This window comes from Lysobacter sp. KIS68-7, from assembly GCF_021284745.1.
Classification (GTDB): Bacteria; Pseudomonadota; Gammaproteobacteria; order Xanthomonadales; family Xanthomonadaceae; genus Noviluteimonas.
In genome coordinates, this window is the sequence record NZ_CP089925.1 from 2,646,512 (window position 1) to 2,672,461 (window position 25,950).

20 protein-coding genes are annotated in these 25,950 nt (G+C 64.1%); 12 read left to right on the forward strand and 8 right to left on the reverse strand.

All coding sequences use genetic code 11. The annotated features are described in order from the left end of the window. Positions 1–58: 58 nt before the first annotated feature. Positions 59–289 (reverse strand): hypothetical protein, encoded by a 231-nt coding sequence (locus tag LVB87_RS12905; protein ID WP_232898360.1) that lies wholly within the window; start codon positions 287–289, stop codon positions 59–61. Positions 290–674: 385 nt separating this feature from the next. On the opposite strand from LVB87_RS12905, the gene LVB87_RS12910 reads away from it, so the two are divergent. Both LVB87_RS12910 and LVB87_RS12915 read left to right on the forward strand, forming a co-directional pair. Further along, positions 675–2,189, forward strand: a complete 1,515-nt coding sequence (locus LVB87_RS12910; RefSeq protein ID WP_232898361.1) for an arylsulfatase — start codon at positions 675–677, stop codon at positions 2,187–2,189. 205 nt (positions 2,190–2,394) lie between these two features. Continuing rightward, entirely contained in the window at positions 2,395–2,703 is a 309-nt protein-coding gene (locus LVB87_RS12915) for a hypothetical protein (protein WP_232898362.1), read from the forward strand. A gap of 202 nt (positions 2,704–2,905) precedes the next feature. Here LVB87_RS12915 and LVB87_RS12920 read toward each other — a convergent pair whose 3' ends face one another. Next, positions 2,906–4,417: an arylsulfatase gene (locus LVB87_RS12920; protein ID WP_232898363.1), complete on the reverse strand. Its 1,512-nt coding sequence runs from the start codon at positions 4,415–4,417 to the stop codon at positions 2,906–2,908. Positions 4,418–4,668: 251 nt separating this feature from the next. Between LVB87_RS12920 and LVB87_RS12925 the strand changes: the two genes are divergently transcribed. Next, entirely contained in the window at positions 4,669–5,085 is a 417-nt protein-coding gene (locus tag LVB87_RS12925; protein ID WP_232898364.1) for a hypothetical protein, read from the forward strand. Positions 5,086–5,268: 183 nt separating this feature from the next. Here the strand turns inward: LVB87_RS12925 and LVB87_RS12930 are convergent, their stop codons facing one another. Then, a complete protein-coding gene (locus tag LVB87_RS12930; protein ID WP_232898365.1) occupies positions 5,269–6,885 on the reverse strand; it encodes a sulfotransferase in 1,617 nt (538 codons plus the stop codon). Positions 6,886–7,034: 149 nt separating this feature from the next. Between LVB87_RS12930 and LVB87_RS12935 the strand changes: the two genes are divergently transcribed. The 6 genes from LVB87_RS12935 to LVB87_RS12960 all read left to right on the forward strand — a co-directional run bounded on the left by LVB87_RS12935 (position 7,035) and on the right by LVB87_RS12960 (position 15,249). Beyond that, complete coding sequence (locus LVB87_RS12935; protein WP_232898366.1) at positions 7,035–8,708, forward strand: M4 family metallopeptidase; 1,674 nt, start codon at positions 7,035–7,037, stop codon at positions 8,706–8,708. A gap of 189 nt (positions 8,709–8,897) precedes the next feature. After that, positions 8,898–9,230 (forward strand): hypothetical protein, encoded by a 333-nt coding sequence (locus tag LVB87_RS12940; RefSeq protein WP_232898367.1) that lies wholly within the window; start codon positions 8,898–8,900, stop codon positions 9,228–9,230. Between the two features lie 223 nt (positions 9,231–9,453). Further along, on the forward strand, positions 9,454–10,686 hold the full coding sequence (locus tag LVB87_RS12945) for a site-specific integrase (protein ID WP_232898368.1): 1,233 nt from the start codon (positions 9,454–9,456) through the stop codon (positions 10,684–10,686). Between the two features lie 84 nt (positions 10,687–10,770). Next, on the forward strand, positions 10,771–11,148 hold the full coding sequence (locus LVB87_RS12950; RefSeq protein WP_232898369.1) for a hypothetical protein: 378 nt from the start codon (positions 10,771–10,773) through the stop codon (positions 11,146–11,148). Continuing rightward, positions 11,148–13,385: a phage/plasmid primase, P4 family gene (locus tag LVB87_RS12955; RefSeq protein ID WP_232898370.1), complete on the forward strand. Its 2,238-nt coding sequence runs from the start codon at positions 11,148–11,150 to the stop codon at positions 13,383–13,385. Before LVB87_RS12950 ends, LVB87_RS12955 begins: the two co-directional genes overlap by 1 nt. A 100-nt stretch (positions 13,386–13,485) precedes the next feature. Beyond that, a complete protein-coding gene (locus LVB87_RS12960) occupies positions 13,486–15,249 on the forward strand; it encodes a hypothetical protein (RefSeq protein WP_232898371.1) in 1,764 nt (587 codons plus the stop codon). A gap of 96 nt (positions 15,250–15,345) precedes the next feature. Here the strand turns inward: LVB87_RS12960 and LVB87_RS12965 are convergent, their stop codons facing one another. Together LVB87_RS12965 and LVB87_RS12970 are read right to left on the reverse strand one after the other, a co-directional pair. Further along, on the reverse strand, positions 15,346–16,404 hold the full coding sequence (locus LVB87_RS12965; RefSeq protein WP_232898372.1) for an alpha/beta hydrolase: 1,059 nt from the start codon (positions 16,402–16,404) through the stop codon (positions 15,346–15,348). A gap of 104 nt (positions 16,405–16,508) precedes the next feature. Next, positions 16,509–17,588: an aldo/keto reductase gene (locus LVB87_RS12970; protein WP_232898373.1), complete on the reverse strand. Its 1,080-nt coding sequence runs from the start codon at positions 17,586–17,588 to the stop codon at positions 16,509–16,511. Positions 17,589–17,716: 128 nt separating this feature from the next. On the opposite strand from LVB87_RS12970, the gene LVB87_RS12975 reads away from it, so the two are divergent. Then, complete coding sequence (locus LVB87_RS12975) at positions 17,717–18,682, forward strand: LysR family transcriptional regulator (protein ID WP_232898374.1); 966 nt, start codon at positions 17,717–17,719, stop codon at positions 18,680–18,682. 75 nt (positions 18,683–18,757) lie between these two features. Here the strand turns inward: LVB87_RS12975 and LVB87_RS12980 are convergent, their stop codons facing one another. Further along, positions 18,758–19,024 carry a hypothetical protein gene (locus tag LVB87_RS12980; RefSeq protein WP_232898375.1) on the reverse strand — a complete coding sequence of 89 codons (267 nt, stop codon included), beginning with the start codon at positions 19,022–19,024 and terminating at the stop codon, positions 18,758–18,760. 583 nt (positions 19,025–19,607) lie between these two features. Further along, positions 19,608–20,402, reverse strand: a complete 795-nt coding sequence (locus LVB87_RS12985; protein WP_232898376.1) for a 7-cyano-7-deazaguanine synthase — start codon at positions 20,400–20,402, stop codon at positions 19,608–19,610. A 1,514-nt stretch (positions 20,403–21,916) separates the two neighbouring features. Between LVB87_RS12985 and LVB87_RS12990 the strand changes: the two genes are divergently transcribed. Next, positions 21,917–22,336, forward strand: a complete 420-nt coding sequence (locus LVB87_RS12990; protein WP_232898377.1) for a hypothetical protein — start codon at positions 21,917–21,919, stop codon at positions 22,334–22,336. Between the two features lie 121 nt (positions 22,337–22,457). On the opposite strand, the gene LVB87_RS12995 is transcribed toward LVB87_RS12990, so the two are convergent. Then, entirely contained in the window at positions 22,458–24,065 is a 1,608-nt protein-coding gene (locus LVB87_RS12995; protein ID WP_232898378.1) for a sulfotransferase, read from the reverse strand. Between the two features lie 169 nt (positions 24,066–24,234). On the opposite strand from LVB87_RS12995, the gene LVB87_RS13000 reads away from it, so the two are divergent. Next, a complete protein-coding gene (locus tag LVB87_RS13000) occupies positions 24,235–25,932 on the forward strand; it encodes a M4 family metallopeptidase (RefSeq protein ID WP_232898379.1) in 1,698 nt (565 codons plus the stop codon). Positions 25,933–25,950 lie beyond the last annotated feature (18 nt).

The window sequence follows — 25,950 nt, forward strand, 5'->3', positions numbered from 1 at the left end:
GGCCACTGTTGCGTCCACTTTTGGCCGATAGCGGACACGCGGCGGCCGGCACCGCACGTCACGCGTGCGTCAGCCCCTCCGGTTCCGGCAACGCCTCGGAGGACGGGTCGAAGTCGATGATGGCCTGCAACTGCTCGCTCTTCGGGCAGAAGTGCGGATACACCTTCAGCACCCGCCAGTTCCCGGCATCCCATGCGTAGGTGTACAGAGGGCACTGGGTGCCGCCGTACAAGTCGCAGGACACCAGCCAATCCCCCTGGTCCTCGGGTCCGAATGGATCGGCCGGCATGGCCCGGCCCACGATCGTCCCCGTGCTTCCTACGAGGTCCTGGAACACTTGATTGCGTACGAACAGGATTCGTACGCGGCAGCCTACGTAAAGCACTCCGCCCCCTCAAAAAACGCGTCTGTCCCCGCGTGCCTTATGGCCCATTCCGCGATTGTCTTCAATGACGTGCCGCACAGAAAGCGGTCCTGATTGGGCTTGCGGAATTGAGTGACCGCTTTCGACCCAATGGTAACTGCGCTGCAACTGCCCAGCTTGAGGAAAGCAACCGCGCGGTACGACGGTGTGTGCCAAATCGAAAAATTACTGGCCGGTGGGGCAGCGATTTTTCGGATTCGGCCATGCCCGGCGCGAGCTAACGTGGCTCACCCTCGCGCGGAGCCCCTCCATGGCTGCCAAGAAGTCCCCTCCGAACATCCTGTTCATCATGGCCGATGACATCGGCTGGTTTAACCCGAGCTGCTACCACGGCGGCGTCATGGCGTACGAAACGCCCAACATCGACCGCATCGCGAAGGAAGGCGCGCGGTTTACCGACTTCTATGGACAACAAAGCTGCACCGCCGGCCGCGCAGCTTTTATTACCGGGCAATCACCCATCCGCACAGGCCTGACCAAAGTCGGCATGCCTGGCGCGACGCTCGGCCTGAGCTTCGAGGATCCGACCATCGGCCAGTTCCTGAAGGGCTTCGGTTACGCGACCGGCCAGTTCGGCAAGAACCACCTCGGCGACCGCAACGAGCACTTGCCCACGGTGCACGGGTTCGACGAGTTCTTCGGCAACCTCTACCACCTTAACGCGGAGGAGGAGCCCTACTACGAGAACTACCCGAAGGATCCGGCGTTCCGTGAGAAGTTCGGTCCGCGCGGTGTGCTCAAGTGCAAGGCGAGCGACAAGGACGACGCGACCGAAGACAAGCACTTTGGCAAGGTCGGCAAGCAGACAATCGAAAACACCGGCCCCTTGCCGAAGGAGCGTATGGAAACGGTGGACGAAGAGTTCCTCGCCGGCGCGCTCGATTTCATCGATCGGAAACACAAGGAAGGCGTGCCGTGGTTCTGCTACTTCAACTCCACGCGCATGCACATCTTCACGCACCTCAAGCCGGCGTCGAAGGGCAAGACGGGCTTGGGCCTGTATCCCGACGGCATGGTCGAGCTCGACGGCTACGTGGGCCAGTTGCTGAAGAAACTCGACGATCTCGGCGTCGCCGATAACACCATCGTCGTGTTCACCACCGATAACGGCGCGGAAGTCATGACCTGGCCCGACGGCGGCTGCACGCCGTTCCGTGGCGAAAAGGACACGAACTGGGAAGGTGGCTGGCGCATTCCATGCGTCATGCGATGGCCCGGCGTGATCCAGCCCGGTCGCCTGATCAACGAGATCTGCTCGCTGCAGGATTTCATTCCAACGTTCGCCGCGGCCAACGGCGAAGCGGATCTCGTCGAAAAAGTGAAGAAGGGCTACAAAATCGGCGACAAGACCTACAAGGTGCACCTCGACGGCTACAACCTCATCCCGTTCCTGTCCGGGAAGGAGAAGGAGAGCCCCCGCAAGGGCTTCATTTACTGGAGCGACGACGGCGACTGCATGGCGATACGGCTCGGGCGCTTCAAAGTGGTGTTCTCGGAACAACGCTCCACAGGCCTAGACGTGTGGCGCGAACCGCTCTCGCAGATGCGCGTTCCCAAGTTCTTCGATCTGCGCGCCGATCCTTTCGAGCGCGGTGAGGAGAGCTTCAGCTACGACCAATGGTTCGTCGAGAACAACTGGCTGCTGTACTCGGCGCCACCGGTCCTGATGGAGTGGCTATCCAGCTTCAAGGAATTCCCGCCCCGCGCGAAGTCGGCGAGCTTCACCATCGATCAGGCGGTGGAGGCGCTAATGCCGAAATCCTGAGATCGGCCACTTAAGAAGACTTGCGAGTATCTCGAAAGGCGAGTGTCCGCTTTTGGCCAGAATCGGACAGGCACCCCATACAAATTGCTGAGCCGATGGTTTCCTAAAGGATTCAGGCCTGCCGTCACCGCGAAAGGGGAGAAGGTTGAACCCCCCGCAGGTTAGTGCTGCAATTGGCTTCTGCCTTATGCGGTCGGATTCCGTCGTGTCGCGCAAACGCTTCTCCATCGACATCCAGCCCATCGACCCGCAGGAACTCGACCTGCTGGAATGCCTCGTGCGCATCGATCAGGGGGCGACTTTGGACATGCGGGCGGAATCCCTGCTTGAGCGTCTCGTCGATGCAGGGATGGTGGACCGTTCGGAGGACGGCGTTCTTGCGCTCACCCGCGCCGGTGTCGACAGGTGCCGCTCGATCCATATGCGCGTAGCGTCGGACGCCGAAGCCACCAAAGTGCTTGAGGATCGCGGGATCGCGCTGGCTGCGCTTCGCGCAGCGGCACGAGAAACTTAGGGCACCCACCAGGTCGAACCAAGTGTCCGTTTTGGGTCGAAAGCGGTCACTCAAGCGCGCGCGGAACCCGCCGAAGTCGGTCGAGTGTCTGCTTTCTCGGGCAATAGCGGCCTTTTGCGACCAAGCAACCTAACAGTCATGAAGCAGCAAAAAGCCCGCGATGCGGGCTTTTGCGTGTTAGCGGTCGGTTGCGCGCGGCGTCTTACGCGCTGCCCGACGCAGCCTCTTCCATCTTCGCAAGTACCTGGTCGAGGTTGAAGCTGGCCGCCTTCTGCCGTGGGGGGAAGTCCTTGAACGTCGCGATGAACTCTCCCACCATCGCCTGCGCAGGCACGAGCATGTAGGCGCGACGGAAGAACCAATCCCAGTACGTGTTCGAGGTGATCTCCGCGCGTTCGTAGGGGTCCGTCCGCAAGTTGAATGTGTAGGGCAAGCGCAACGGGACGAATGGCGTCTGCCAGACCCTGAGGGTGCCCGGAGTCGTCTGCTCCAGGAACAGCATCTTCCAGTTGTCGTAACGGATCGCCGCAACGTCGCCTTCGTCGGTGAAATAAATGAACCCCTTGCGCGGGCTCGTCTTTTCCTTGCCTGTCAGATAGGGCAGCAGGTTGAAGCCGTCGAGGTGGACCTTGAAGGTCTTGTTTCCCACCTTGTGGCCCTTCACCAGCTTTTCCTTGATGTCCGGTTCGCCGGCAATCGCGCAGATCGTCGGGAACCAGTCGAGATGGCTGACGATTTCGTTCGACTCCGATCCGGCCGGAATCTTGCCGGGATAGCGGACCAGGCACGGAATGCGGTACGCGCCCTCCCAGCTCGAGTTCTTCTCATTGCGGAACGGCGTGTAGCCGCCATCCGGCCAGGTGTTCATGTGTGGCCCGTTGTCGGTGCTGTACTGCACGAACGTGTCGTCCGCGATCCCGAGCTCGTCCAACAAGTCGAGCATCTTGCCGATGCAGTCGTCGTGGTAAAGCATCGTGTCGTGGTACTCCGACTGCCAGCGACCCGCCTTGCCTTTCCAATCCGGATGCACATGCGTGAATGCATGCATGTGCGTCGTGTTGAACCATACGAAGAACGGCTCGCCGGCCTCGTGCGCGGCCTTGATGAACTTCATGGCCGCTTCCATGAACTCCGTATCGCAGGTTTCCATCCGCTTCTTGGTCAGCGGGCCGGTGTTTTCGATCTTCTGCCCGCCCTTGCCGTCGGCCCAGCAATGCAGCACGCCACGGGGGCCGTACTTCTTCTTGAAGTCCGGGAAGTCCTTTTCGTTCGGGTAGTCCTCGTGCTCCGGCTCTTCTTCGGCGTTGAGGTGATAGAGGTTGCCGAAGAACTCGTCGAACCCGTGCATGGTCGGCAAGTGTTCGTCGCGGTCGCCCAAATGATTTTTGCCGAATTGACCGGTCCGGTAGCCCAGCCCCTTGAGCGCCTCGGCGACGGTGATGTCTTCAGGTTGCAGCCCGAGTCCCGCGCCGGGGAGACCCACCTTGGTCATGCCCGTACGCAGGCCGCACTGGCCCGTAAGGAAGGATGCGCGCCCGGCGGTGCAGCTCTGCTCCGCGTATGCGTCGGTGAAGAGCATCCCTTCCTTCGCGATGCGGTCGATGTTGGGTGTGCGATACCCCATCATGCCCCGGGTGAAGCAACTCAAGTTCGCCTGGCCGATGTCGTCGCCCCACATCACCAGGATGTTCGGCTTCTTTGTCTTGGTTGCCACGGTGTCACCTCATCCTGAGTGTTGCTGAACCCTCAGAATCGGATCTGCGCCACCCGCCGCTCAAGCGTGGAAATTCGGTCCCGGAGTAGGTACTTCTACTGCTCGCGGCTGCCGTTTCAACTCAGCAAGTCCCAAGGCTTGGCTTCCGTCCAGCGGGATTTCAAACAAGTTGAGCGAATGTCTGCTTTGGGTCGAAAGCGGTCACCCAATCTGGGGCCCAAGCTCATCAATCGGGTCTCCCGGGCCTGCAAATGGCTCGCGACGCACTCGAACGCGTCGCGGACGTCTCCGAGTGGGTCCGGAACCCAATCGAACGCGTCGCCGACGTCTCCGAGTGCGTCCGGAACCCAATCGAACGGGTCGCCGACGCAATCGAGTGCGTCCGGAACCCAATCGAACGCTTCGCCAACCCACTTGAGTGCGTCCGGAACCCAATCGAACGCTTCGCCAACGCACTTGAGTGCGTCCGGAACCCAATCGAACGCGTCGCCGACGTCTCCGAGTGCGTCCGAAACGCACTCGAACGCGCTCGCGACCCGTTTTTGGCGCACTCGCCGGAGCTGCGGACATTGCCAGTCCGCTTCAGGACGTATCCGCCTGACGTCGTGCGCTCCCGTCCAGTAGGGATGCGCGAACGCAACGCAGAACTCCGGAGCCACACCGACTAACGCAGCGCACGCCCCGATCGCGGTGAAGGACCGACACGCCCTCGGTTGTCGCGACTGCAGGGCGGCCATGGATGGCCACCCGGGCGGAGCTCCGTTTGCATGGATGCGGCTTGTAGGCGCTCCGACGGGCGCGATAACCGAGGGCGTGGCGGTCCGCCCCTCCGGAGCCGAGGCTCTTGGCGGTCAGGCCGCCGAAGCTTCGGCGAGCAAGACACCTTCGTACTCGGCGACCAGATCCGCCAGCAACGCCTCCACCGGCGCCATCCCGGCCGCATAGCGCTTCCACCCACCCACGTTGCGCGTATGGATCGGCTGCCGCAGCTGCAGCGTGCTGGCCGTCGTCGTCACCGACTTGTTCGCCAGGATGTCCGTGACACCCTCGACCTCAGGCAACCCCAGATAGGCCTGCACGCGACGCGCCTCCACATCCGCCTGCGACACCAGGTCCTCGTAACGCACATCGAGGATGCGCCCCGGCGCGATCGCATGCCAATGCCGCATCAAGCGCGCGTAATTACGGTAATGCACCGCCAACTCATCCAGCGCATAGCTGTACGGATAGTACTTGTGCGCGAACAGCTCCTTCAGGTTCGAGAAGCAACTGTCCATCGGATGCCGGCGCAGGTGGATGATCTTCGCGTGCGGCAGCGCCTTGAGGATCGCACCGCACCACTGGAAATTCATCGGATGCTTGTCGACGAAGAACGCCGCACCCTCGGCGCGCCACGCGGACTTCGCCAGGTAGCGACGACCGAGCAGCGCCGGATCCAGGCGCGCCACGTATTCGCCGATCCACGGCTCCAGCGTCAGCGACAGCCGATGGTTGTTCACCCACTGCATCTGCTGGCGGAAATCGTTGAGCTCGCCGCAGGTCCTGATCTGCGGATGGTTGCCGAGGATGCGCTCCAGCAGCGTGGTGCCGGTGCGCGGCATGCCGACGACGAAGATCGGCGTCGCGCCCCCCAGCACTTCCCCGCAGCCATCGAGGAAGCCCGCCGGCGTCGACGCGATCAGCGCGTCATAGGCGGCCGTTTCCTGCGCGACATCGTGGTGCGTGACGCTGCGCCGCGCACGGGCACCGTCCATCAGCGCTTCCCACGCCGCTTCGGTGTCGCCGAGCGTGTCGAGTTCCTTGAACAACGCGAAGTGCAGGAACGTCGTGTCGTCGTGGCCAAGCTCGGGGTGCGCGAGCGCTGCACGCATGCGCGCGACGCGCTCCCGCCCGCCTTCTTTCCTGCCGAACTGCGCACAGGACCAATGGGCGTGGCCGAAGTTCGGGGCCTTGGCGACGCTTTCCTCGCAAGCCGCCACCGCCGCATCGATCGGGCCGGTGAAGCTCCGCACGATGCCCAGGACGTGTGCGGTGAACGCATCGTCGGCACCGTTGGCGCGCGCCAGTTCGACGCAGCGCAGGGCGCTCGGCTGGTCCTCCAGATTGCTGTACAGGCGCGCGAGTTCGAGCAGCACACCGGCGTTCGCCGGGTGTTCGTGGTCGATGAGACCGAGCGTGGCGTGCGCGAGATGGTGCTCACCCACTTCCAGCAGGCCCTGGACGATCTCGAGGATGTCCCCCGCCGACGCGTTGTCGGCGCGCTGGCTGGCCGAGAACGCATTGAGCGTGGCCTCGCGGGTCAGTCCCGCCAGATGGCAGGTCCTGGACAACATCGCGTAGGCCAGCGGCGCGTGCGGGGCGGCCTGGATCAGCTGCACGCACAAGGCCTCGGCCTCGGGGTAGCGCTGCTCGCGGAAGTGTTCGACGGCCTGCTGCCACACGGCCTGGAGATCGGGTTGCTGTTGCATGACGGACTACCGGGGGTAGTCCGCAGTTCACCACCCCACCCTGCCCCACGCACCCCCCGACGTGGGGGGTACCGGCCGCCGGTCGACTAGCCCGAGTCTTGCCCGGTCGCGTCCTTCGCGTCGTCCGAAATCTTTACCTAGGGGAAACCATGTCGCCGCTTGCCAAGGCCCTGTCCGTGGCCATTTTCATGTCTGCCGCCGGCCACGCCGCCGCGGCCGACACCGCTACTCCCGCCACCCGCGCCCTTGGCGTGATCCGTTCGAATCCGGCGGCCACGCGCCTGTCGGCTTATGACAATTTCCAGGTGCGCGGCGTCATCGTCGATCGCGACGGCACCGAGCACGTGCGCATGGACCGCACCTACCAGGGCCTGCCGGTCGTCGGCGGCGACCTGGTGGTGCATTCGAAGGCCGGTGTGCTCAAGCGCACCAGCGTGACGCAGGCCGCGCCGCTCAACCTGTCGGTTACGCCGACCATCACGGCGCAGTCCGCCATCACCGCCGCCGGCGTGCAGTTCGGCACCAAGTTCGACACGGTGCCGAAGTCCGGCCTGGTCGTCTACGCGCGCACCGCCAAGCCGAAGCTCGCCTATGAAGTGCTGTACACCGGCACGAAGGCCGACGGCACGCCCACGCGCATGCACTACTACGTCGACGCCGCCAACGGCGCGATCCTCGAGAAGTTCGACGACATCGAAACCGGCACGCTGCCGGGCACCGGTGCGCAGACGGGCACGCCGCCGACCACGCCGGTCACCACGCCGGCCATCGGCCCGGGCAACTCGCTGTTCGCGGGCAACGTCACGCTGAACACGCAGTTCAATGCCACGCGCCACATCTACGAGCTGACGGATACCACGCGCGGCAACACGCACATCAACGATATCGGCAACGGCTACCGCGGCGCGGGCACGCTGATCGTCGACGCCGACAACAAGTGGGGCAACGGCGCGACCAACGACCGCGTGAGCGCGGCCGTCGATGCCGCCTACGGCTTCGCGAAGACCTGGGACTTCTACAAGACCGCCTTCGGCCGCAACGGCATCCGCAACGACGGCGTGGGCGCGTACGGCGCCGTCCACTACTCGGTCAACTACGTCAATGCGTTCTGGAACAATGGCTGCTTCTGCATGTCCTTCGGCGACGGCAACGGCACCACGGTGCGCCCGCTCGTGTCGATCGACATCATCGGCCACGAAGTCAGCCACGGCGTGACCGCAGCCACCGCCAACCTCGTCTACAGCGGCGAATCCGGCGGCCTGAACGAAGCCACGTCCGACATCATGGGCACGATGGTCGAGTTCTTCGCCAACAACCCGAACCAGCCGCCGAACTACCTGATCGGCGACGAGATCTTCATCACCCCGGCCTGGAACAACTACATCCGCGCGATGTTCAAGCCGCGCCTCGGCCCCGACAAGACCTCGCCGGACTGCCTCCCGAGCGCGACCACGCCGTCGAACGGGATCACGTACCAGAACTTCACGATGATGGATCCGCACTACAACTCGGGCGTGGCGAACCACTTCTTCTACCTGCTCGCCGAAGGCGCCGTGGTGCCGGCCGGTTACGAAGCCGGCACGCCGGCCAACCTGGGCCCGAGCAACCTGGTGTGCAACGGCAACGTCGGCCTGGTCGGCATCGGCCGCGACAAGGCCATGCAGATCTGGTACCGCGCGCTGACGACGTACTTCACCTCGAGCACCAACTACGCCGCCGCGCGCGTGGCCACCGTGAACGCGGCCGGCGATCTGTTCGGTGCGGGTTCGGCGGAACAGAACGCTGTCACCGCGGCGTGGGACGCCGTGTCGATGTCGCCCTGATAACAACAACAAGCCCCAAGGCATCGCCCACGTGCGGGGAGGCACGTGGTCGATGGTGGATCGTCGACCGGTGACGACGCCTGGCCCGCCTCTACCTGAAGGGAGGCGGGCCAGCTTTTTATCGGAACACCGCGCTCGGGTAACCTGCGCCCCGGGGGCCGCGTGACGCGGCCAGGGGGAGAGACGGGAATGCTGGGATTGCTCGCGGTGCTGTTGGTCTTCGCGCTGGTCGCGGTCGTGCCCGTCATGATCGGTGCGCGCATGGTCGGTGCGAACAACACCGGCTTCGGGTCGGCGCTGTTCGGCGTGATCATGCTGGCCTGTCTGTCGGGCGCGGTGAAGCTGTTCGGATTCAGTGACGTGCTCGCCTTCGTGGTGGGCGCCGGCGTCGGCGGGCTGTTGTTGTCGGCCATCCTGGGCACGACGTTCTGGCGCGCGTTGGGTGTGTCGGTGATCGCGACGGCGATCCAGGTCGGCGCGATCGTGCTGTTTGCGGGGGCGCTTCTCGCCAGCAGAGCCTGAGGGCGGCCGCTGGGCAGGCCGAATCGACCGGCGTCCGGTAATCTGTACGGATGCTCAAGATCGACACCCACGCCCATTTCTGTTTCCACGTGCGTCTGCAGGTGTCCTGAGCCTTCGCGCAACCCTATTTTTACAGCGTTTTTCGACGCTACACGTGTCCCACCGCTCCATTGCATCAACCCGCAAATAGGGGTGACAATCGGGGTGAAACAGGGGACACACCATGCCGCTTTCCGACACTGCGATTCAAGCGTTGAAGTGCCGCGCGGGGGCGCGTTTCACGAAGTACCACGATCGAGACGGCTTGTTCGTCTATGTGTTCCCGTCGGGTACGAAGTCGTTCGTCCTTCGCTACCGAATCCACGGCGCCGAACGCTCGTTCTCCCTGGGCCGATACCCGACGGTGACGCTTAAGAGGGCCCGTGAACGCGCCACCGCGATCCGTGGGCAAATCGCAGACGGTGTCGACCCGGTGCAGGACAAGCGTCGCCGGATGGCCGCTGCGGCAGCGCACGACGCGGCGCGCTTCACTGCACTCGCCGACGACTGGCGCAAGCGCCAAACGTGGACGTCCGCAGTGCGGGCGCAATACGACCGCCTCTTCGAGCGAGACATCCTCCCCGCTCTCGGTCGCCTGCCGGTGGCTGACGTCGCAATCGACGACGTGCAATGCCTCGTCGATAGCGTCGCTGAACGGGGCAAGGTCGTCGCAGGCCACGTGCTGCTGTTGGTCCGCGGGGTTCTCAAGCACGCCGTCGCAAAGAAGCTGGCCCCCTACAACGTAGCCAGAGAGGTCCAAGCGCCGAAGCGCGAGCGCGGGGCGAAGAAGTCGTACCGACATCTTGAAGCAACGGCCGACGTTCGCATGCTCATCGAGCGCATCGAGGGCTACAACGGAAACCTGGAAACGAAGATCGCGTTGATGCTGCTCGTGCTGACCTTCGTACGGCCGAGCGAGTTGCGCGAAGCCACATGGCCGGAATTCGACCTGGATGCAATCGACGCCGATGGACAGGCCGCGCCGTCCTGGAGCATCCCCGGCGAACGAATGAAGCGCGGCCGACCCCATGTCGTGCCGTTGAGTACGCAGGCCGTTCTGTTGCTTCGCAACTTGAAGGAATTGACGGGCCATGCCCGCCACTTGTTCCCGAACGCCCGTGACTCTGACAAGCCGATGGCGCGGAATACGTTCATCCGCGCGCTGCGGGACTACATGCGCATCCCGACGACCGCTCACGGCGTTCGTCATTTGGCGAGTACGACGCTCAATTCGCAGGGTTGGAACCGGGACTGGATCGAGCTTCAGCTCGCGCATTGGAACGAAGGCGTGCGCGGGGCCTACAACAAGGCGCAATGGCTTCCCGATCGACGCCGCATGATGCAGGCATACGCCGACTGGCTCGACCGGGTTCGCACCATCGAGCCGAACGTTATCCCGCTTCGACGAGCGAGCTGACGTTACACCCGACATTCTTGCGCATTTTTTTTGGCGCTCCCTACAGCGTGTCGGGTGTCGCGAGGACGTGTTTCGCGTAACTCCTTGATTCTGTTCGCCGACATTCTGTCGGGTTCCCGATTCGAGATGCGTGTGTTCTGTTTCGCACGTCGAAACACACACAGGTACGTCATGCAATCGCTTCCCGAATACGGCTTCGTCCGCCTCTCCCAGATCATCGGCCGCTGCGAGGTCACGCAGGAGAAGGCCGATGCAAATCGCGCTTCCGGCAAGGGCCGCCAACGCGCATGCAGCGGCATCGCGCCCATCATCCCGCTCTCGGCGACAGCGTGGTGGCGCGGCGTGAAGAGCGGTCGCTTCCCGAAGCCGATCAAACAGGGGAAGTCGACGCTCTGGAACGTCGCGGAGATCCGAGACCTTGTCGAACGCCTCGCCTCCAACGACGCTGAGGCGCACCGCTAATGTCGGCCGAGAGTTCGAACCCCCTGCCGGATGCCCCGGCCGCAGCGAAGATGGCGCTTCTTGGGACGCCGATGGATGTGGCGCTCTACTACGCGAGCCTCGGATTCCGCGTACACCCGCTGCGTGTCACCGGCGACGAAAAGAACATGCGCGCGCCCCGACTGCCGGAGTGGCAGAAGCATGCAACGACTGATGTGCAACAGGTGGCTTCGTGGTGGACCGAAACGCCGGGCGCAGGTATCGGCATTGCCACTGGTTGCGTGCACGGTCTCGTCGTCCTCGACGTCGACATGAAGAACGGGAAGGACGGAGAAGCTGCCCTCTTCGACCTGGTCGCGCAGCACGACCACCTGCCTAACACGCTGACGGTCTGCACGCCTTCCGGTGGCCGCCACCTGTACTTCGTCGGCGGAATGGGCTTGCCCAACAGTGCGAGCAGCGTCGGCGTCGGCTTGGACGTTCGCGGCGACAACGGCTACGTGATCGCCCCCTCGCCCGCCGTCATCGGTCGCGACTACGCCTGGTCGAATTACCATACGCTTGCGACGGCCCCCGAGTGGCTGATCGAAATCGCGCGCCGTCCGAAGTCGAAACGTGATCAAGCCCGCACCCCGAGCGAGGGCATCCTGCCCTTGGGCAGCCGCAACGACGCACTCTTTCGCGAGGGTTCGCGCCTTCGCCGCGTCGGCGCTGGCGTCCACGAAATTGAGATGCATCTCAAGTCGGTGCCCGTCGAGGGGGAGATGGATGACGGCGAGATCGAGCGGATCGCGTCGAACGCCGCCCGTTATGCGCCGGTCTCGTGGGCCGGAGCAAACGACCCGTGCACGGACCTCGCGAATGCGTATCGTCTGACCAACCTCTACGGCGATCGCCTCTTGTACGTCGAGGGTATTGGTTGGCACGTGTGGAAGGAGGGGCGCGGACCCTGGCGGCACGATGATCTCGGGGCACGCAACATCGCCCATGGGCTCGGCGCAGTCATCGCGAGCGAAGCCGCGGACATGGCGCATTGGGTGGCAAGCGCGTCGGACGATGTCACGCGCGGCGCTCGCCAGCGACAGATGGACAACCTCTTCCGCTGGGCATCCCGAACTGAATCCGCGCAGGGCATCGAGAACGCCATGAAGATGGCGCAGGCGAAACTTGCGTGCAAAGCGGAGGAACTGGACGCCAATGCGATGCTGCTCGGCTTGCCGTCCGGAGTGCTGGAACTCGACACGATGGTGCATCGCGAACATCGCCAAGCCGACCGGCTCACGCGCGTAACGGGCACCGATTACGATCCCGGGGCCCTCGCGCCGACCTGGCGTCAGTTCATCGCCGAGACCATGTGCGGCAACGACGCGCTTGCGGACTACCTGCAACGACTCTTCGGCTACGCGCTGTCGGGTCGCCAAGGCGAGCACCTGCTGCCGATCCTGCACGGCAACGGTGCAAACGGAAAGAGCACCCTCCTCGGGGCACTGCAACTGATGATGGGCGAATACGCGAGCACCGCCGCGCCCGGCCTGTTGATCGCGAAGAACGGCAACGAACATCCGACCGGCCTGGCCGACCTGCAAGGCCGACGCTTGATCGTGGTGAGCGAAACGGGCGAAGGCGGTCGCCTGAACGAAGAGCAGGTCAAAGCATTGACCGGCGGCGACCGCATCGCAGCCCGCCGAATGCGCCAGGACTTCTATCACTTCGACCCGACGCACCTGTTCGTGATGCAGACCAACTACAAGCCCCACGTCGCAGGCACGGACAACGGCATCTGGCGCCGCCTCCGGCTGATTCCGTTCGACGCGCAGATCCCGCCGGAACGCCGCGATGCCGCTCTGCCGGAAAAGCTAAAGGCGGAACTGCCCGGCATCCTCGCGTGGGCGGTCGAGGGGTGGCGAAAGTATCGCGACGGCGGCTTCGAAACCCCGGAAGTCGTAACCGCCGCAACGAACGAGTACCGCAGTTCGTCCGACCAAATCGGCGCTTTCATCGACGAATGCTGCGAAACTGCCGACTGGCTGACCGCCACGTCGCACGACCTCTATCGCGCCTACAGCGAGTGGTGCTCGGACGTCGGAGAGTACGCGCGCTCGAACCGCGAATTCGGCGTGCGTCTGGGCGAGCGGGGATTCAAGCAATCGAAGGGCACTGGCGGCGTGCGCCGTTGGCGCGGGCTATCCGTCGGTGCAGCGAATGGGGTGAACGGGACAAAGTCGGCAAGCTCCCGTTACTACCCTGCCCGGCTGTAGTCGGCGGTGTTGGCACGAACCGCCGCGCCGGCTACGGGCGGTGGGATGCACACGCCCCCGATGTCCGTATTAGATTGTCGGCGGACATCGGGGGAACGACATGGATCAAGACTGGTTCGAAATGCGGGCGGAGCGTCGGCGCCCCCACTCCGGCCAAACGTGGATTCCGTTACGTGCGTTGCTCAGCCGCGCGCAGGGCGACGTGGGCCAGCTTGGATACCTCGAAGACTTCAGCGGGGCACTGTCGATCGCCGTGCCCTCGAACTTTCGAGCCGCCGCAGAAGAGTTGGAATGGGGCGATTCGGGCCTCGCCAATTCGCACGGCGCGTACGCTTCCCCCGACGGCAGCTACAAGACCGTGGACACCTTTCAATTCGACGACGGCGTCGATGCAGGCGTCCACCTTGTGCTCGCCCAGCGCAACCCGATTGGCGACGACGTCTGGCATCTGAACCAAGACCTCGTGCTGGCGCTCGGGCTGATCGAAGATGGCGACGCTTGGGTGCAGCCGGACGAGAACTTTGCGGTGGTCGCCAAGCGGGTTCGACGCGCCGACGCAAGTGTCGCCGCGATACTCATTCGAACTGACTTCTTGTGCGATTACCTGTGCGCTCGTGGTCTCGCATTGCGTCTATTGACGTATCGCGATCGTGTGTCGATCGAGGCCAGCGCCGGCCACATTACATGGCCGGGGGGGCAACAAAACGACGCGCTCGCAGATGGGCGATTCACAGGCCGCGTGGACCGCATTCATCCTGGAGGCGACCGAGAGGGCGCCACTGTGGCTGTCTTCCATTCATGGCGCACCGACGTCGACGTTGAGGCCGATGTCCCAATTATGGGACCGGAGACAGATGACGGCACGGATCACACGCACCGGCGTTTTACGCGAGCAGGCCCCGTTCTACACCGGATTTCGGGTGAGGTGTGGCGTTGTGAGTGGATCGAGCCGGCGGCCCGGAGCCCGTGCGTGCGCGGCGATCACGTGCCTTCGTCGACCTCGTTTATTGTGAACGCGGCCGGAGACCGTCGAGGCGCCGACGAACTCAATGACGAAGACATCGGCCTATGGCTCTGGTTCGACGCTGCCATCGTGCGAGACCTGCTCGCTCTACGCGCGGGTCGACTGGAGTGGTACACGCATGACACGGGCGGCCTCGAAGGCGAGCCCGGTTACACGATCCATTTCGGCATCAACGAGGCTGGCCTCATCAACGTGTACGCGCGCGACGTCGCGCGTCTGTCCGAGTGGCATCGCAGGTTTTGGGCAGGTCGAAATCTTTACCCCGACGGCCGCCTCAGCGCGGAGCTGGCGATGTCGCATATCGAGGCGCGAGTCGCCGACACCACTGCTCCCGAGCAACGCATCGCGGATTTGCTGACCGGCATTGACGCCGCCGCTCGCGAGTCGTGGGGGTTCCCGATTTTTCGGCAGCACGGGATCGAAAATCAGCTGCTCGCCTCGCTCCATCGTTTCCGTGGGGTAGACCGGAGCTCGCTGCTCGAACTGGCCAAGGACGTTGCGCGCCTTACGGCCGATCGCATCGACGCTGAATCACTGCAACGATTCGCGCCTCCCACCGCCCAACTCAAGGGGACTGGCTCGCTCAAGTCGCTGGAACGCGCGCTCGCCGTTCACGAAGGTGCGGCACGCGCCCGATCCATGATGGGGCCGCTGGCCGGCATCTACGATCTTCGTGTGGGTGCGGCGCACTTGCCGGGTTCCGAAATCGAAGCGGCATTCGCTCTGGCAGGAATCGACCCCAACGCTTCAAGTTACAACCAATCGCTGCAGCTTTTGACCGCCCTGGCGCAGAGCTTGGAGTCCATTGAGGCCTCTATTCGAGCCAGTGGCCGAACGTAGGTTAGCGACACGCCCCCCGAGTGACCGCTTTCGACCCAAAGCGGACATTCGACCGGAAGCAGGCGTGTGTTCTGCCTTGGAACAGCCGGTGGGCTGCTAAGGCCGACCCATAGTCCAACTGTCTACATCGACAATCGCATCGACAAAATCCTGCGGCGCTTCTTGCGGCAAGTTGTGCCCGATGCCGCCCGTGATCAGGCGGTGTTCGTACTTGCCGGTGAATCGTTTGGCGTAGCTCTCGGGCTTCGGATGCGGCGCGCCATTCGCGTCGCCTTCGAGCGTGATCGTGGGAACGGTGATAGCCGGTCCCTCGGCCAACGTCTTTTCCGCGGCGTCGTACTTCGCCTCGCCTTCGGCCAGGCCGAGCCGCCAGCGATAGTTGTGCACCACGACGGCGACGTGATCCGGGTTCTCGAAGGCCGCCGCGCTGCGATCGAACGTCGCGTCGTCGAACGCCCACTTCGGCGAGGCCAGCTTCCAGATCAGCTTCGCGAAATCGTGGGTGTACTTGGCGTAGCCGGCGCGGCCCCGGTCGGTCGCGAAGTAGAACTGGTACCACCACTGCAGCTCCGCTTCGGGCGGAAGAGGCGTTTGCGCCGCCTGCTGGCTGCCGATCAGATAGCCGCTGACGGACACAAGCCCCTTCACGCGCTCCGGATGCAGCGCCGCCACAATGCCGGCCGTACGCGCGCCCCAATCGAAGCCGCCGAAGATCGCCTGCCGGATGCCGAGCGCGTCCATGAAGGCCACTGCATCCTCCGCCAACGCGGCAGGTTGCCCGTTGCGCGGCGTGGCCGGCGAGAGGAAGCGCGTGGCGCCGTACCCGCGCAGGTACGGAACCAGCACCCGGTACCCTCGAGTGGCCAGCGGCGGCGCCACATCGACATAGCTATGGATGTCGTAAGGCCATCCATGCAGCAGCACGACCACAGGGCCGTCGGCAGGTCCTGCCTCGGCGTACGCGACCTCGAGCACGCCCGCCTTCACCTGCTTGAGCGGGGCCAACGACCCGGATGAGGTTGCCGCCGCCGGCGCCTTCGCCTGCGCGCGGGGAGCGGCCACGGCGGTTCCGAACACCGGCAATGCCATGCTCATCGCCACGCCAGCGAGCAGGCGGCGACGGTGCTCATCCACGCGCTTCGTTTGCGCTTTCATGTCGTGCTCCTCTTCGACGCGGTGTCATCGACGGCGCATTCAACGCCTGTCGTCGTCGAGACGCCGCGATAGGTGCCGAATGAGGGCCAGGAACACCGCCGCGGTCACCATGTACGCACCGGCAACCGCGTGCCGCCCGCGATCGACTGCTGGATCATGGGCGAGCGCAGCATGTCGTGCGGGAAGCCGAGCGAGATCGAACTGGCGTCTTCCAGGCGCGCCCATTGCGCGGCCGTCAGTTCGACGGACAGTGCTGCGAGGTTGTCCTCGAATTGTTCGATGCGCCGCGCGCCCACCAGGGTGCTGGCCACGCCCGGGTTGCGCAGCGTCCACGCCAGCGCCACTTGCGCGGCGGAGTAGCCGCATTCCGCTGCGATGGCGACGACGACATCCGCAATGTCGAGCGTGCGCGCGTTGAGCGACCCGTAACCGGCCGCGATCGACCTCCGCGTGCCGACCACGCTCGCCGCATCGACGGGGGCCTCCAGGTCCTCGCGCCTGTACTTGCCGGCCAGCACGCCGTTCGCGAGCGGCGACCACGGCACGACACCGAGGCCCATCTCGCGCGCCATCGGGAACAGCTCGCGTTCGGGCGTCCGTTCGGCCAGGTTGTATTCGCTCTGCAACGCGATGAAGGGCGCGCTTCCGCGCAGGTCGGCGATGGCCTGCATGCGCGCGGCCTGCCATGCCGGAATGTCGGAGACGCCGAGGTATAGCACCTTGCCTTGGCGCACGAGATCATCCATGCCGCGCAGGACCTCTTCGACCGGCGTGGTGTCGTCCCACATGTGTAGGTACAGCAGGTCGATGTAGTCGGTGCGCAGGCGCTGCAGGCTTTGTTCGACCGATCGCAGCATGCTCTTGCGGTGGTTGCCGCCCGCATTCGGATCCGCCGGATCCATGGACATCGTGAATTTGGTGGAGATCACGAGGCGATCGCGCTTGCCCTCCGCGAACTGCCCGAGCAGGCGTTCGGACGAACCGTTGGTGTAGGCGTTCGCGGTGTCTATGAAATTCCCGCCGCGGTCGACGTATGCGTCGAAGATGCGGCGGGCCTCGTCGTCCGCGGCGCCCCATCCCCAATCGCCGCCGAACGTCATCGTGCCGAGGGCGAGTGGGGAGATGCGCAGGCCGGAACGGCCGAGCAGGCGATAGGAATCGAGTTGAAGACGTGGGTGGGCCATGGGTGGCGCCTCGGTGTTGGGGGAGTCGACACGCTATCGTCCCGCCCCGCCCTTGATTAGCCACGCCACGGGGGAATAATTGTCCCCGCCCCGGACCTAATCCCCTGCCGGGCAACGGGAGTCCGGACATGGCTCGCGATCTGAATGACACGCTGATGTTCGTCCGCGTCGTCGAGCACGGGAGCTTCATCGCCGCGGCGCGTGCGCTCCAACTGCCTAAGACCAACGTCAGTCGCAAGGTGCAGGATCTCGAGGAACGCCTCGGTGCCCAACTCCTGCATCGCACGACGCGCAAACTGGGGCTGACCGAAGCCGGCAAGGTGTACTTCGAGCTCTGCCAGCGCATCGCCCAGGATCTCGATGAAGCCGAAAGCGCCGTCGGCCAGTTGCAAGGTGGACCGCGCGGATGGTTGCGCGTCACCGCTTCGTACGAAGTGGGGATCGAGTGGATCGCGCCGTTGCTGGACGACCTGCAGACGCGCCATCCCGACATGCGCATGGAGCTCGTCCTCGAAGCGTTCAACAGCGATCCGCTCGACCTGATCGACAAGGAGATCGACGTCGCGGTGCGCGCGGGCAAGTTACCCGACTCGACGCTCGCTGCGCGCAGGCTCGCCGTGTTGCACACGCACTTGTATGCGACGCACCACTACCTGGAACGCCATGGCGAGCCCGAGCATCCCGAAGACCTGCGGCACCACCGCACGCTCGCGATGGCGAAACATTTTCGCAAGGGCGTCGGATATGCCTGGCCGCTTCATGCCGACAAAGATCACCGCGATGTCTCCATCGATCCTGCGTTTGTCGCGAACGACCCGGCCGGGCTGCGCGTGGCATTGCTCGCCGACCAGGGGATCATGATGGCCGGCGACATCATGGTCCGACGCTATGCCGATGCGGGGACGTTGCGTCGCGTCCTTCCTGCGTGGAGCGGGCCCGAGTTCGAGCTCAATGCCGTGTTCCCCCGCGGGCGCGTGCAGTCCCCCAAAGTCCGTGCTTTCGTGGATTTCTTGGTCGAACGCTTGGTTCTCGACGCTCGAGGGGAGGCATTCGATTCGACGATGCCCGTTCGGAAGCGCCGGACTAAGCGGTGATGCCCATCGTGCTGGCATGCTTCCAGTGACCGCTTCCGACCCAAAGCGGACATTCCATCCCCGCTGAACCGAATGTCACACGCGCGTTATGCCCGGATGCTTCATGCGCTCAAGCTTCCACGCCTGGTACATGGGAACGCGCGACTGCTCCCACGGCGGATATCCCTTCATTTCCCGCCACAAGCTTTGCAGAATCGACTCCAGTTGTCCCCACGGCATTGTCGATAAAGCAGCAGCACTTTTTCCCATTGCCGTGGCGTAATCCCAGTCCTTGCTGGAGAAATCCGCACCATGGTTTGGATCAAACCACGGGGGATCAACAATCTCGGTTTCGTCGCTCATGTCTGCTCCGCAATAACTTGGGCCAGAGTGGTAGCCACGGTGGAGTGTCCGGCACCGGGAGGTCCCGCGGCGTGATCATCGGCGTCGATCGGCGATGTTTCGGCGCGGTTGCGCGCTATGCGCGGTGTGACAGCGAAACCTGACTCATTCATGCGCTCGTAGATTTGATCATCGCCCGCTCATCGAGTGGGTACGAACATTGTGTCGTGAACGAGCTTGATACAGGTTTGGTCGATGTGCATTTCGTGGGCGGCCCACTCCATGGAAAGCATGCCCGCCTTGACAGCCCTCCCTTCAAGATGACGGTCGAGCCCTATCCTGGCCAGCGAATCGAATACTGCCGACGCATGGTGGAGACGGTTAGGGAAGGCACGACTCCAATCGCAACCTACGCGCCTACAGGGATAAGCGACACGGAGTTCACCACGCTGGTGGTGGATGCAGCCAAGCCGCAACCGTCATGTGCGTGGCAATACAGACGAGTTCGCAGACTTGCACTTCGTGGGAGTCAGTAGCGAGTAGAGCTCCAATTTAAGGACTTGGCTGACGTCCGCTTCTGGCCGAAAGCTGACATCCAATATGGTCAAGTCAACTTAGCCTCAGCCCTAGCGCGGCGTTTGAGCAAGTGGCTCCGCGCAAACCGGCGAAGCGGCAACAATGTGCGGCGGTAAACTGCGGACATTGCGCGGCGGCGCTCAGAGACGCGCCAACCGAAGCCCTGCTCGATTGCGTACAGGCACGGGTTGCAGATGCCGCAGGGATTCCCATCGCGCGTCGGGCGATGGCAGAACCAGGTAAGGCCCAGAATGTCGAGCCAGCCATGGCGGCGCGCCACGTCGGCTGTGTCTTCCTTCGTCATGTCGAACAACGGCATGGAGAAGGCGCCAAAGAGTGCAAGCGCATCGGCGTCCTCGTATTCGGGCGGGACCCGGAACGTTTCCAGGCCGTGCGCATCGGTCACCCGGATCGCGCGGCCGTGCAGCACGCCATGCGGGCCGTGAAAGGTGCGTTCCACTGAAAGCTCGACACCATCGAGTCCGCGTTGCTTGCAATAGCGCGCGAGCCAGTCGTATTGGTCCCCGAGATGGTGGACCACGGCGAGCCGCCGAAATGCGCGCGTCAATCCGGGATCGGGAGCGATATCCCCGAGCGGCACTTCATTCACGGGCAGCAACAGTTCGCGTGTGTGCGGATGCTGTTCGAAGAGCGCCTCGCGGATCCGCGCCATCGCCTGGCGCTCCGCGCCGGCCGAGCCGCGCGTGGGGTCCACGACATACGTCGGCGCCACAGGCAGGCGGTGTTCGAGCAGTAGGAATAAGAGGCGAAAAGTGGAATCCCACCCGCTGGTCCAGAAAACACTTACCGGCGCCTTGTCCATGTGCCCTCCGGGCAACGCGCTGTGCGCCCGTTTGGTTCGTGACGCCAAGGGCGCCGCAAGGCGGCCATCGACGGATGCAAAGCATCGCCTCTCAAGGTGAAGCCGACGTTGGTGGCGGACGAGGAATCATTCATCAACCTGATCCTTCAGTCATTGGAAGATCACAATGATGAGGTGAGCATTACCCTATGGACGCAGATACCCAGCGCGCCTTGGTCGATGTTCGCTTCGTCGGCGGGCCCCTGCACGGGACGCGAGCTTTCTTGGATCGCCCGCCCTTCAAGATGCTGATTGAATCGGACACTGGGGCGCGCGTGGAGTATTGCCGCCGAATGGTTGAGACGATTCGAGCTGACGAACCCCAAGTAGCAACTTACGCCCCGACTGGTCTAACCGAGGCCGAGTTCTCGCGATTGTTCCTATGCGGCACGACATCAAAGCCGACTTGAGGGCTGCATCCTAGGAAGTGCCGACTGTCCGCTTTTGGCCGAAAGCGGACACCGACCGACGTTGCGGAGAGAGCGAATGGCGATGCTTGCGCCCGGCACAGGGCGTAACGGCCTGCTAGCCATGGTCACGTGGAGAGTATTGGGACCGAGATCCATCCCTCGGCCCAGTCCTTGACCAGCCCCCAACCGGAAGCGTAAATCCGAGTCCGGACTTTTCGAGGAGAGTGGCGATGGTCAAGCTCCGCATGCTCTTGGCCGTTGGAGTCGCGGCGTCCATCTTGGGAGCTGGGGCAATAGCGTTAGCCCATTCGGCATCGCCATCGCCAGACAGCAGCCGATTTGTCCATTGCGCAGTTCAGCCGGGACAAATCGATATCGAATTGGGGGCGACGCAGCGCACGGCTTTTGTTGCCGTGGTGACACCCTCGCAAAAGCTTCTGCACTTGGTCAACCCTGTGTTGCACGTCAACCAATTGGGCGACCGTTACAAAGGACAAAAGTTCGATCTGAGCATCGCTACGCAAGTGGGGACTATGTCGGATGGAACGCAACGTCGGGTCTTCAGCGAGCCCGGGGAGTACTCGATCGTTTTCCGAGATGCGAACACGACCGCGGGCGAAGACCTCCGTACCTTTTCATGCGAGGTCACTCTGCCTGCTGGCGCTGTGGCTGTGCCCTCGGCCGACGCGAATGCGGTGGCCCTTGATGCACAAGGGAAGATTGCGCGCTTTCCCGCGGGTTGCAATTACGTGGGTGGCGGATGTGCAGGCAAGCCTTGCTGTCATTCCGCCTCGAACGGCGGACCGTGCTATTGCAGTACGTGCTGCATCACCCGTACCGGAATCGCTGGATCCTGCGCACGCGCTCCCAACAAGAATGGTCTAGCCCGCGGCACCGGCTCTTGACTGCTTCGGGCATCAAGCCACTGCAACCTAGCAATTCATTTCAAACCGTGGCCGCAGCGCGGCTTGATTCGTGTTGTCTCGTTGAGTGTCCGCTCCTGGCCGATAGCGGACATCTCGAAATTGATACTCTGACCCTGTTGTCAGGGACTAGGAGAACTCAATGCGCTGGCTGTGGATCGTCGTTGCGGTTGGCGTGCTGGCGATGTTTGGCGACTTCACGTATCGGACATTCCTCCGTCCCATCGATCCGCCGACCGAGGGCATGCGCGCCCTGGCATCGCATTTCCACAGCGAAGGGATTGGTGGTCGCCTGTACCCGGTTCGCCACGGTTTTCGTCACTCGCGCGTTATCGCGGCCGGGGCGTTCGAAGTCGAAAACTTTCCGTTACCCATCGGGTTGATCGAGTGCGCGACGGATGCGGAGGCTTCGCGCCTCTCCGCACGTCGCCCTGATCTGCCGGAGAGCCTGCAACCCGTCCGAAATGGTCGATTGGTAATGGACTTTCCGGGATGGGGCGATGACGGGGGCGGCATGGCAGGGCGGCTTGCGCGCGCCTTCACTTCGTACCGGCGAATGTAAAAAGGCGAATGTCCGCTTTTGGCCGAAAGCGGACACTGGTTCACGCGCTTGCTGGCGATGCGGCGCCGCGTGACTGATTTCGAGCGATCGCCTGCGCGCGCACAAACATGAAGGTCCATGATCACGCCGCAGCGAGCGCGACGTGCGCCTCGTAGGCCGCCACCAGGTCCGCCAGCAACGCTTTCACGGGTGCCATACCCGACGCGTAGCGACGCCAGCCGCCGACATTGCGCGTGTGGATGGGCTGGCGCACCTGCAGCGTACTGGCGGTCGTGGTGACCTTCTTGTTCGCAAGGATGTCGGTGACGCCTTCGATTTCCGACAGGCCGAGATACGCCTGCACGCGACGCGCTTCCACGTCGGGTTTCGCGACTAGGTCTTCGTAGCGCACGTCGAGGATGCGGCCCGGCGCGATCGCATGCCAATGCCGCATCAGGCGCGAATAGTTGCGGTAGTGCGTGGCCAGTTCGGCCAACTGGTAGCTGTACGGGTAGTACTTGTGCGCGAACAGTTCCTTGAGGTTCGAGAAGCAGCTGTCGAGCGGATGGCGCCGCAGGTGGATGATCTTCGCGTGCGGCATCGCCTTGAGGATCGGGCCGCACCACTGGAAATTCATCGGGTGCTTGTCGACGTACATGCCGTTGCGCTCGGCAGCCCATTGGGTCTTGAGCAGGTAACGATTTCCGACGACATTGGCATCCATGCGCGCGATGAAGTCGCCGATGCCCGGGTCCAGCGTCAGCGACAGCCGCTGGTTGTTGGCCCACTGCATCTGCTGGCGGAAATCGTTGAGTTCGCCGCAGGTCTTGATCTGCGGATGGTTGCCTAGGATGCGCTCCAGCAGCGTGGTGCCCGTGCGCGGCATGCCGACCACGAAGATCGGCGTTGAATCCCGCGGCACGTCCCCGCACAGATCGAAGAAACAGTCTGACGTCGCCTCGATGAGCGCGTCGTACGCAGCGGTTTCCAGCGAGGCGTCGTGTTCGGTGACGCTGCGACGCACCCGTGCACCGTCCATGAGCGCGTTCCAGGCCTCGTCCGTCTCACCGAGCGTGTCGAACTCCTTGAACAGGCCGTAGTGCAAGTATGTGATGTCGTCCACATCGACATGGGGGTCCTGCAAAGCCTCACGCATGCGGGCGATGCGCGCAGGCGCACCGTCCTTGCGGCCGTACTGTGCGCACGACCAGTGCGCATGTCCGTACGCAGGCGCCTTCGCCACGCTTTCTTCGCAGGCGGCGATCGATTCGTCGATGGGGCCGAGGAAGCTCAGCACGATGCCTTCCATGTGCGCAATGAACGCGCCGTCCCGGCCCGCCGCGCGCGCCGCGCGGATGCAGCGCAGGGCGTTTACCTGGTCTTCCAGCACGCTGTAGAGGCGGCCCAGGTCGAGCAGGCTGTCGGCGTTGGCCGGATGGTCGGTGTCGATGTACCCCAGCACCGAGTGGGCCAGTTGCTGCTCGTTGACCTCCAGCAGCGTCATGGCGACGACGAGGATGTCCGCCGCGGTCTCGCCTGCGCAGTATCGGCTCGCCTGGTACGCGTTGAACGTCGCTTCGCGCACCAGCCCCACGGCGTGGCAGATGCGCGAGAGCATCGTGTAGGCGAGCGGCCGTTCCGGCGCCTGCTTGATCAACTGGATGCACAGAGATTCCGCTTCCGGCAGTTCCTCGCGCTCGAAGTGGGCGACGGCCTGCAGCCAGAGAGCCTGGAGATCGGGGTGTGACATGGAAGGGTTCCGGTGCGGGGGATCGCGCGCGTGCGCGGAAAGGCAGTGGATCACCCGCGCCGGCGCGGCTCACCCCCCGCGTTGGGGGGTGCGGACGGACCCGCATGCGCCCGAGGCTTCCGAGGTCGCGCAACGTCCGCGCGTTCGAATCCATTTGGGGGAAAAACAAATGTCGTCGCTTGCCAAGGCCCTGTCCGTGGCCATTCTCATGGGGACCGCCGGCCAGGCCGCGGCGGTGGATAACGGGGGTCCGATCGATCGCGCCCTGTCGGCCATTCGCGCCAATCCGGTCGCCACGCGCTGGTCGACCTACGACGGCTTCGCCACGCGCGGCGTGACGATTGACCGCAACGGCACCGAGCACGTGCGCTTCGCGCGCAGTTACAAGGGCCTGCCGGTGATCGGCGGCGACCTGGTGGTGCATTCGCGCGCCGGTACGTTCAAGAGCGCGAGCCTGATGCAGGCCGCGCCGCTCAACCTGGCGACCACGCCGACGATCACCGCCGACAAGGCGATCACCAACGCCGGCGCGCAGTTCGGCACGTCCTTCGACAGCGTGCCCTCCGCGCGCCTGGTCGTGTTCGCTCGCAAGACGCCGACCCTGGCCTACGACGTGCTCTACACGGGCTCGGCGAAGGACGGCACGCCCATCCGCATGCACTACTACGTCAATGCCACCAGCGGCGCCATCATCACGAAGGAAGACGCGGTGCAGACCGGCACGCCGCCGGGCACCGGCTACGGGACCGGCAATCCGCCGGCTGATCCGGTCCTCACGCCCGCCATCGGCACCGGCCGCTCGCTCTACGCCGGCGTCGTGCCGATCGACACGGCGTGGAACGCCACGCGTCGCTACTACGAGATGAAGGATCCGACCCGCGGCAACACCAACATCACCGACATGGGCAACGGGTTCCGCGGCGGCGGTGGCCTGCTTGGCCTCGGCACGCTGATGGTGGACGGCGACAACAAGTGGGGCAGCGGCGCCAACACCGACCGCGCGAGCGCGGCCGTCGACGCGGCCTACGGTTTCGCCAAGACCTGGGACTTCTACAAGAACGAGTTCGGTCGCCTCGGCATTGCCGGTGACGGCAAGGGTGCCACGGGTGCCGTGCACTACCTGACCAGCTACAACAACGCGTTCTGGAGCAACGACTGCTTCTGCATGGCCTTCGGCGACGGCGACGGCAAGAAGACGCGCGCATTCGTGGCCATCGACGTCATGGGCCACGAGATGACCCACGGCGTGACGGCTGCGACGGCGGGCTTAATCTACCAGGGCGAGTCCGGCGGCCTCAACGAAGCCACGTCCGACATCCTGGGCACGATGGTCGAACACTTCGCCAACAACCCGTCGCAGCCGCCGAACTACCTGATCGGCGAAGCGCTCTTCCTGCCGGTCGCGGGCAACCCGCCGGCACTGCGTTACATGTTCAAGCCGAGCATCGATACGATCTCCGACGACTGCTTCCCGGATGGTTCGGATCCGACGTACCTCGAGTTCTTCACGGGCACCGGCACGTATGCGGGCGGTGGCAAGGATCCTCATTACACCTCGGGCGTGGCCAACCACTTCTTCTACCTGCTCGCCGAAGGTGCGGTGGTGCCGACCGGATTCGGTGCCGGCTCGCAGTGGAACCTGACGCCGAACGACCTGGTCTGCAACGGCAACGTCTCGCTCGCCGGCGTCGGCCGCGAAGCCGCCACGCAGATCTGGTATCGCGCGCTGACGGTGTACATGACCTCTGCCACCACCTACGCCAATGCGCGCGCCGCCACGATGAGTGCGGCGGCCGATCTGTACGGCGTCGGTTCGGCGCAGCAGAACGCGGTGGCCGCGACGTGGGATGCGGTGCGCGTCCACTGACGCAAAGCGCGGAACACG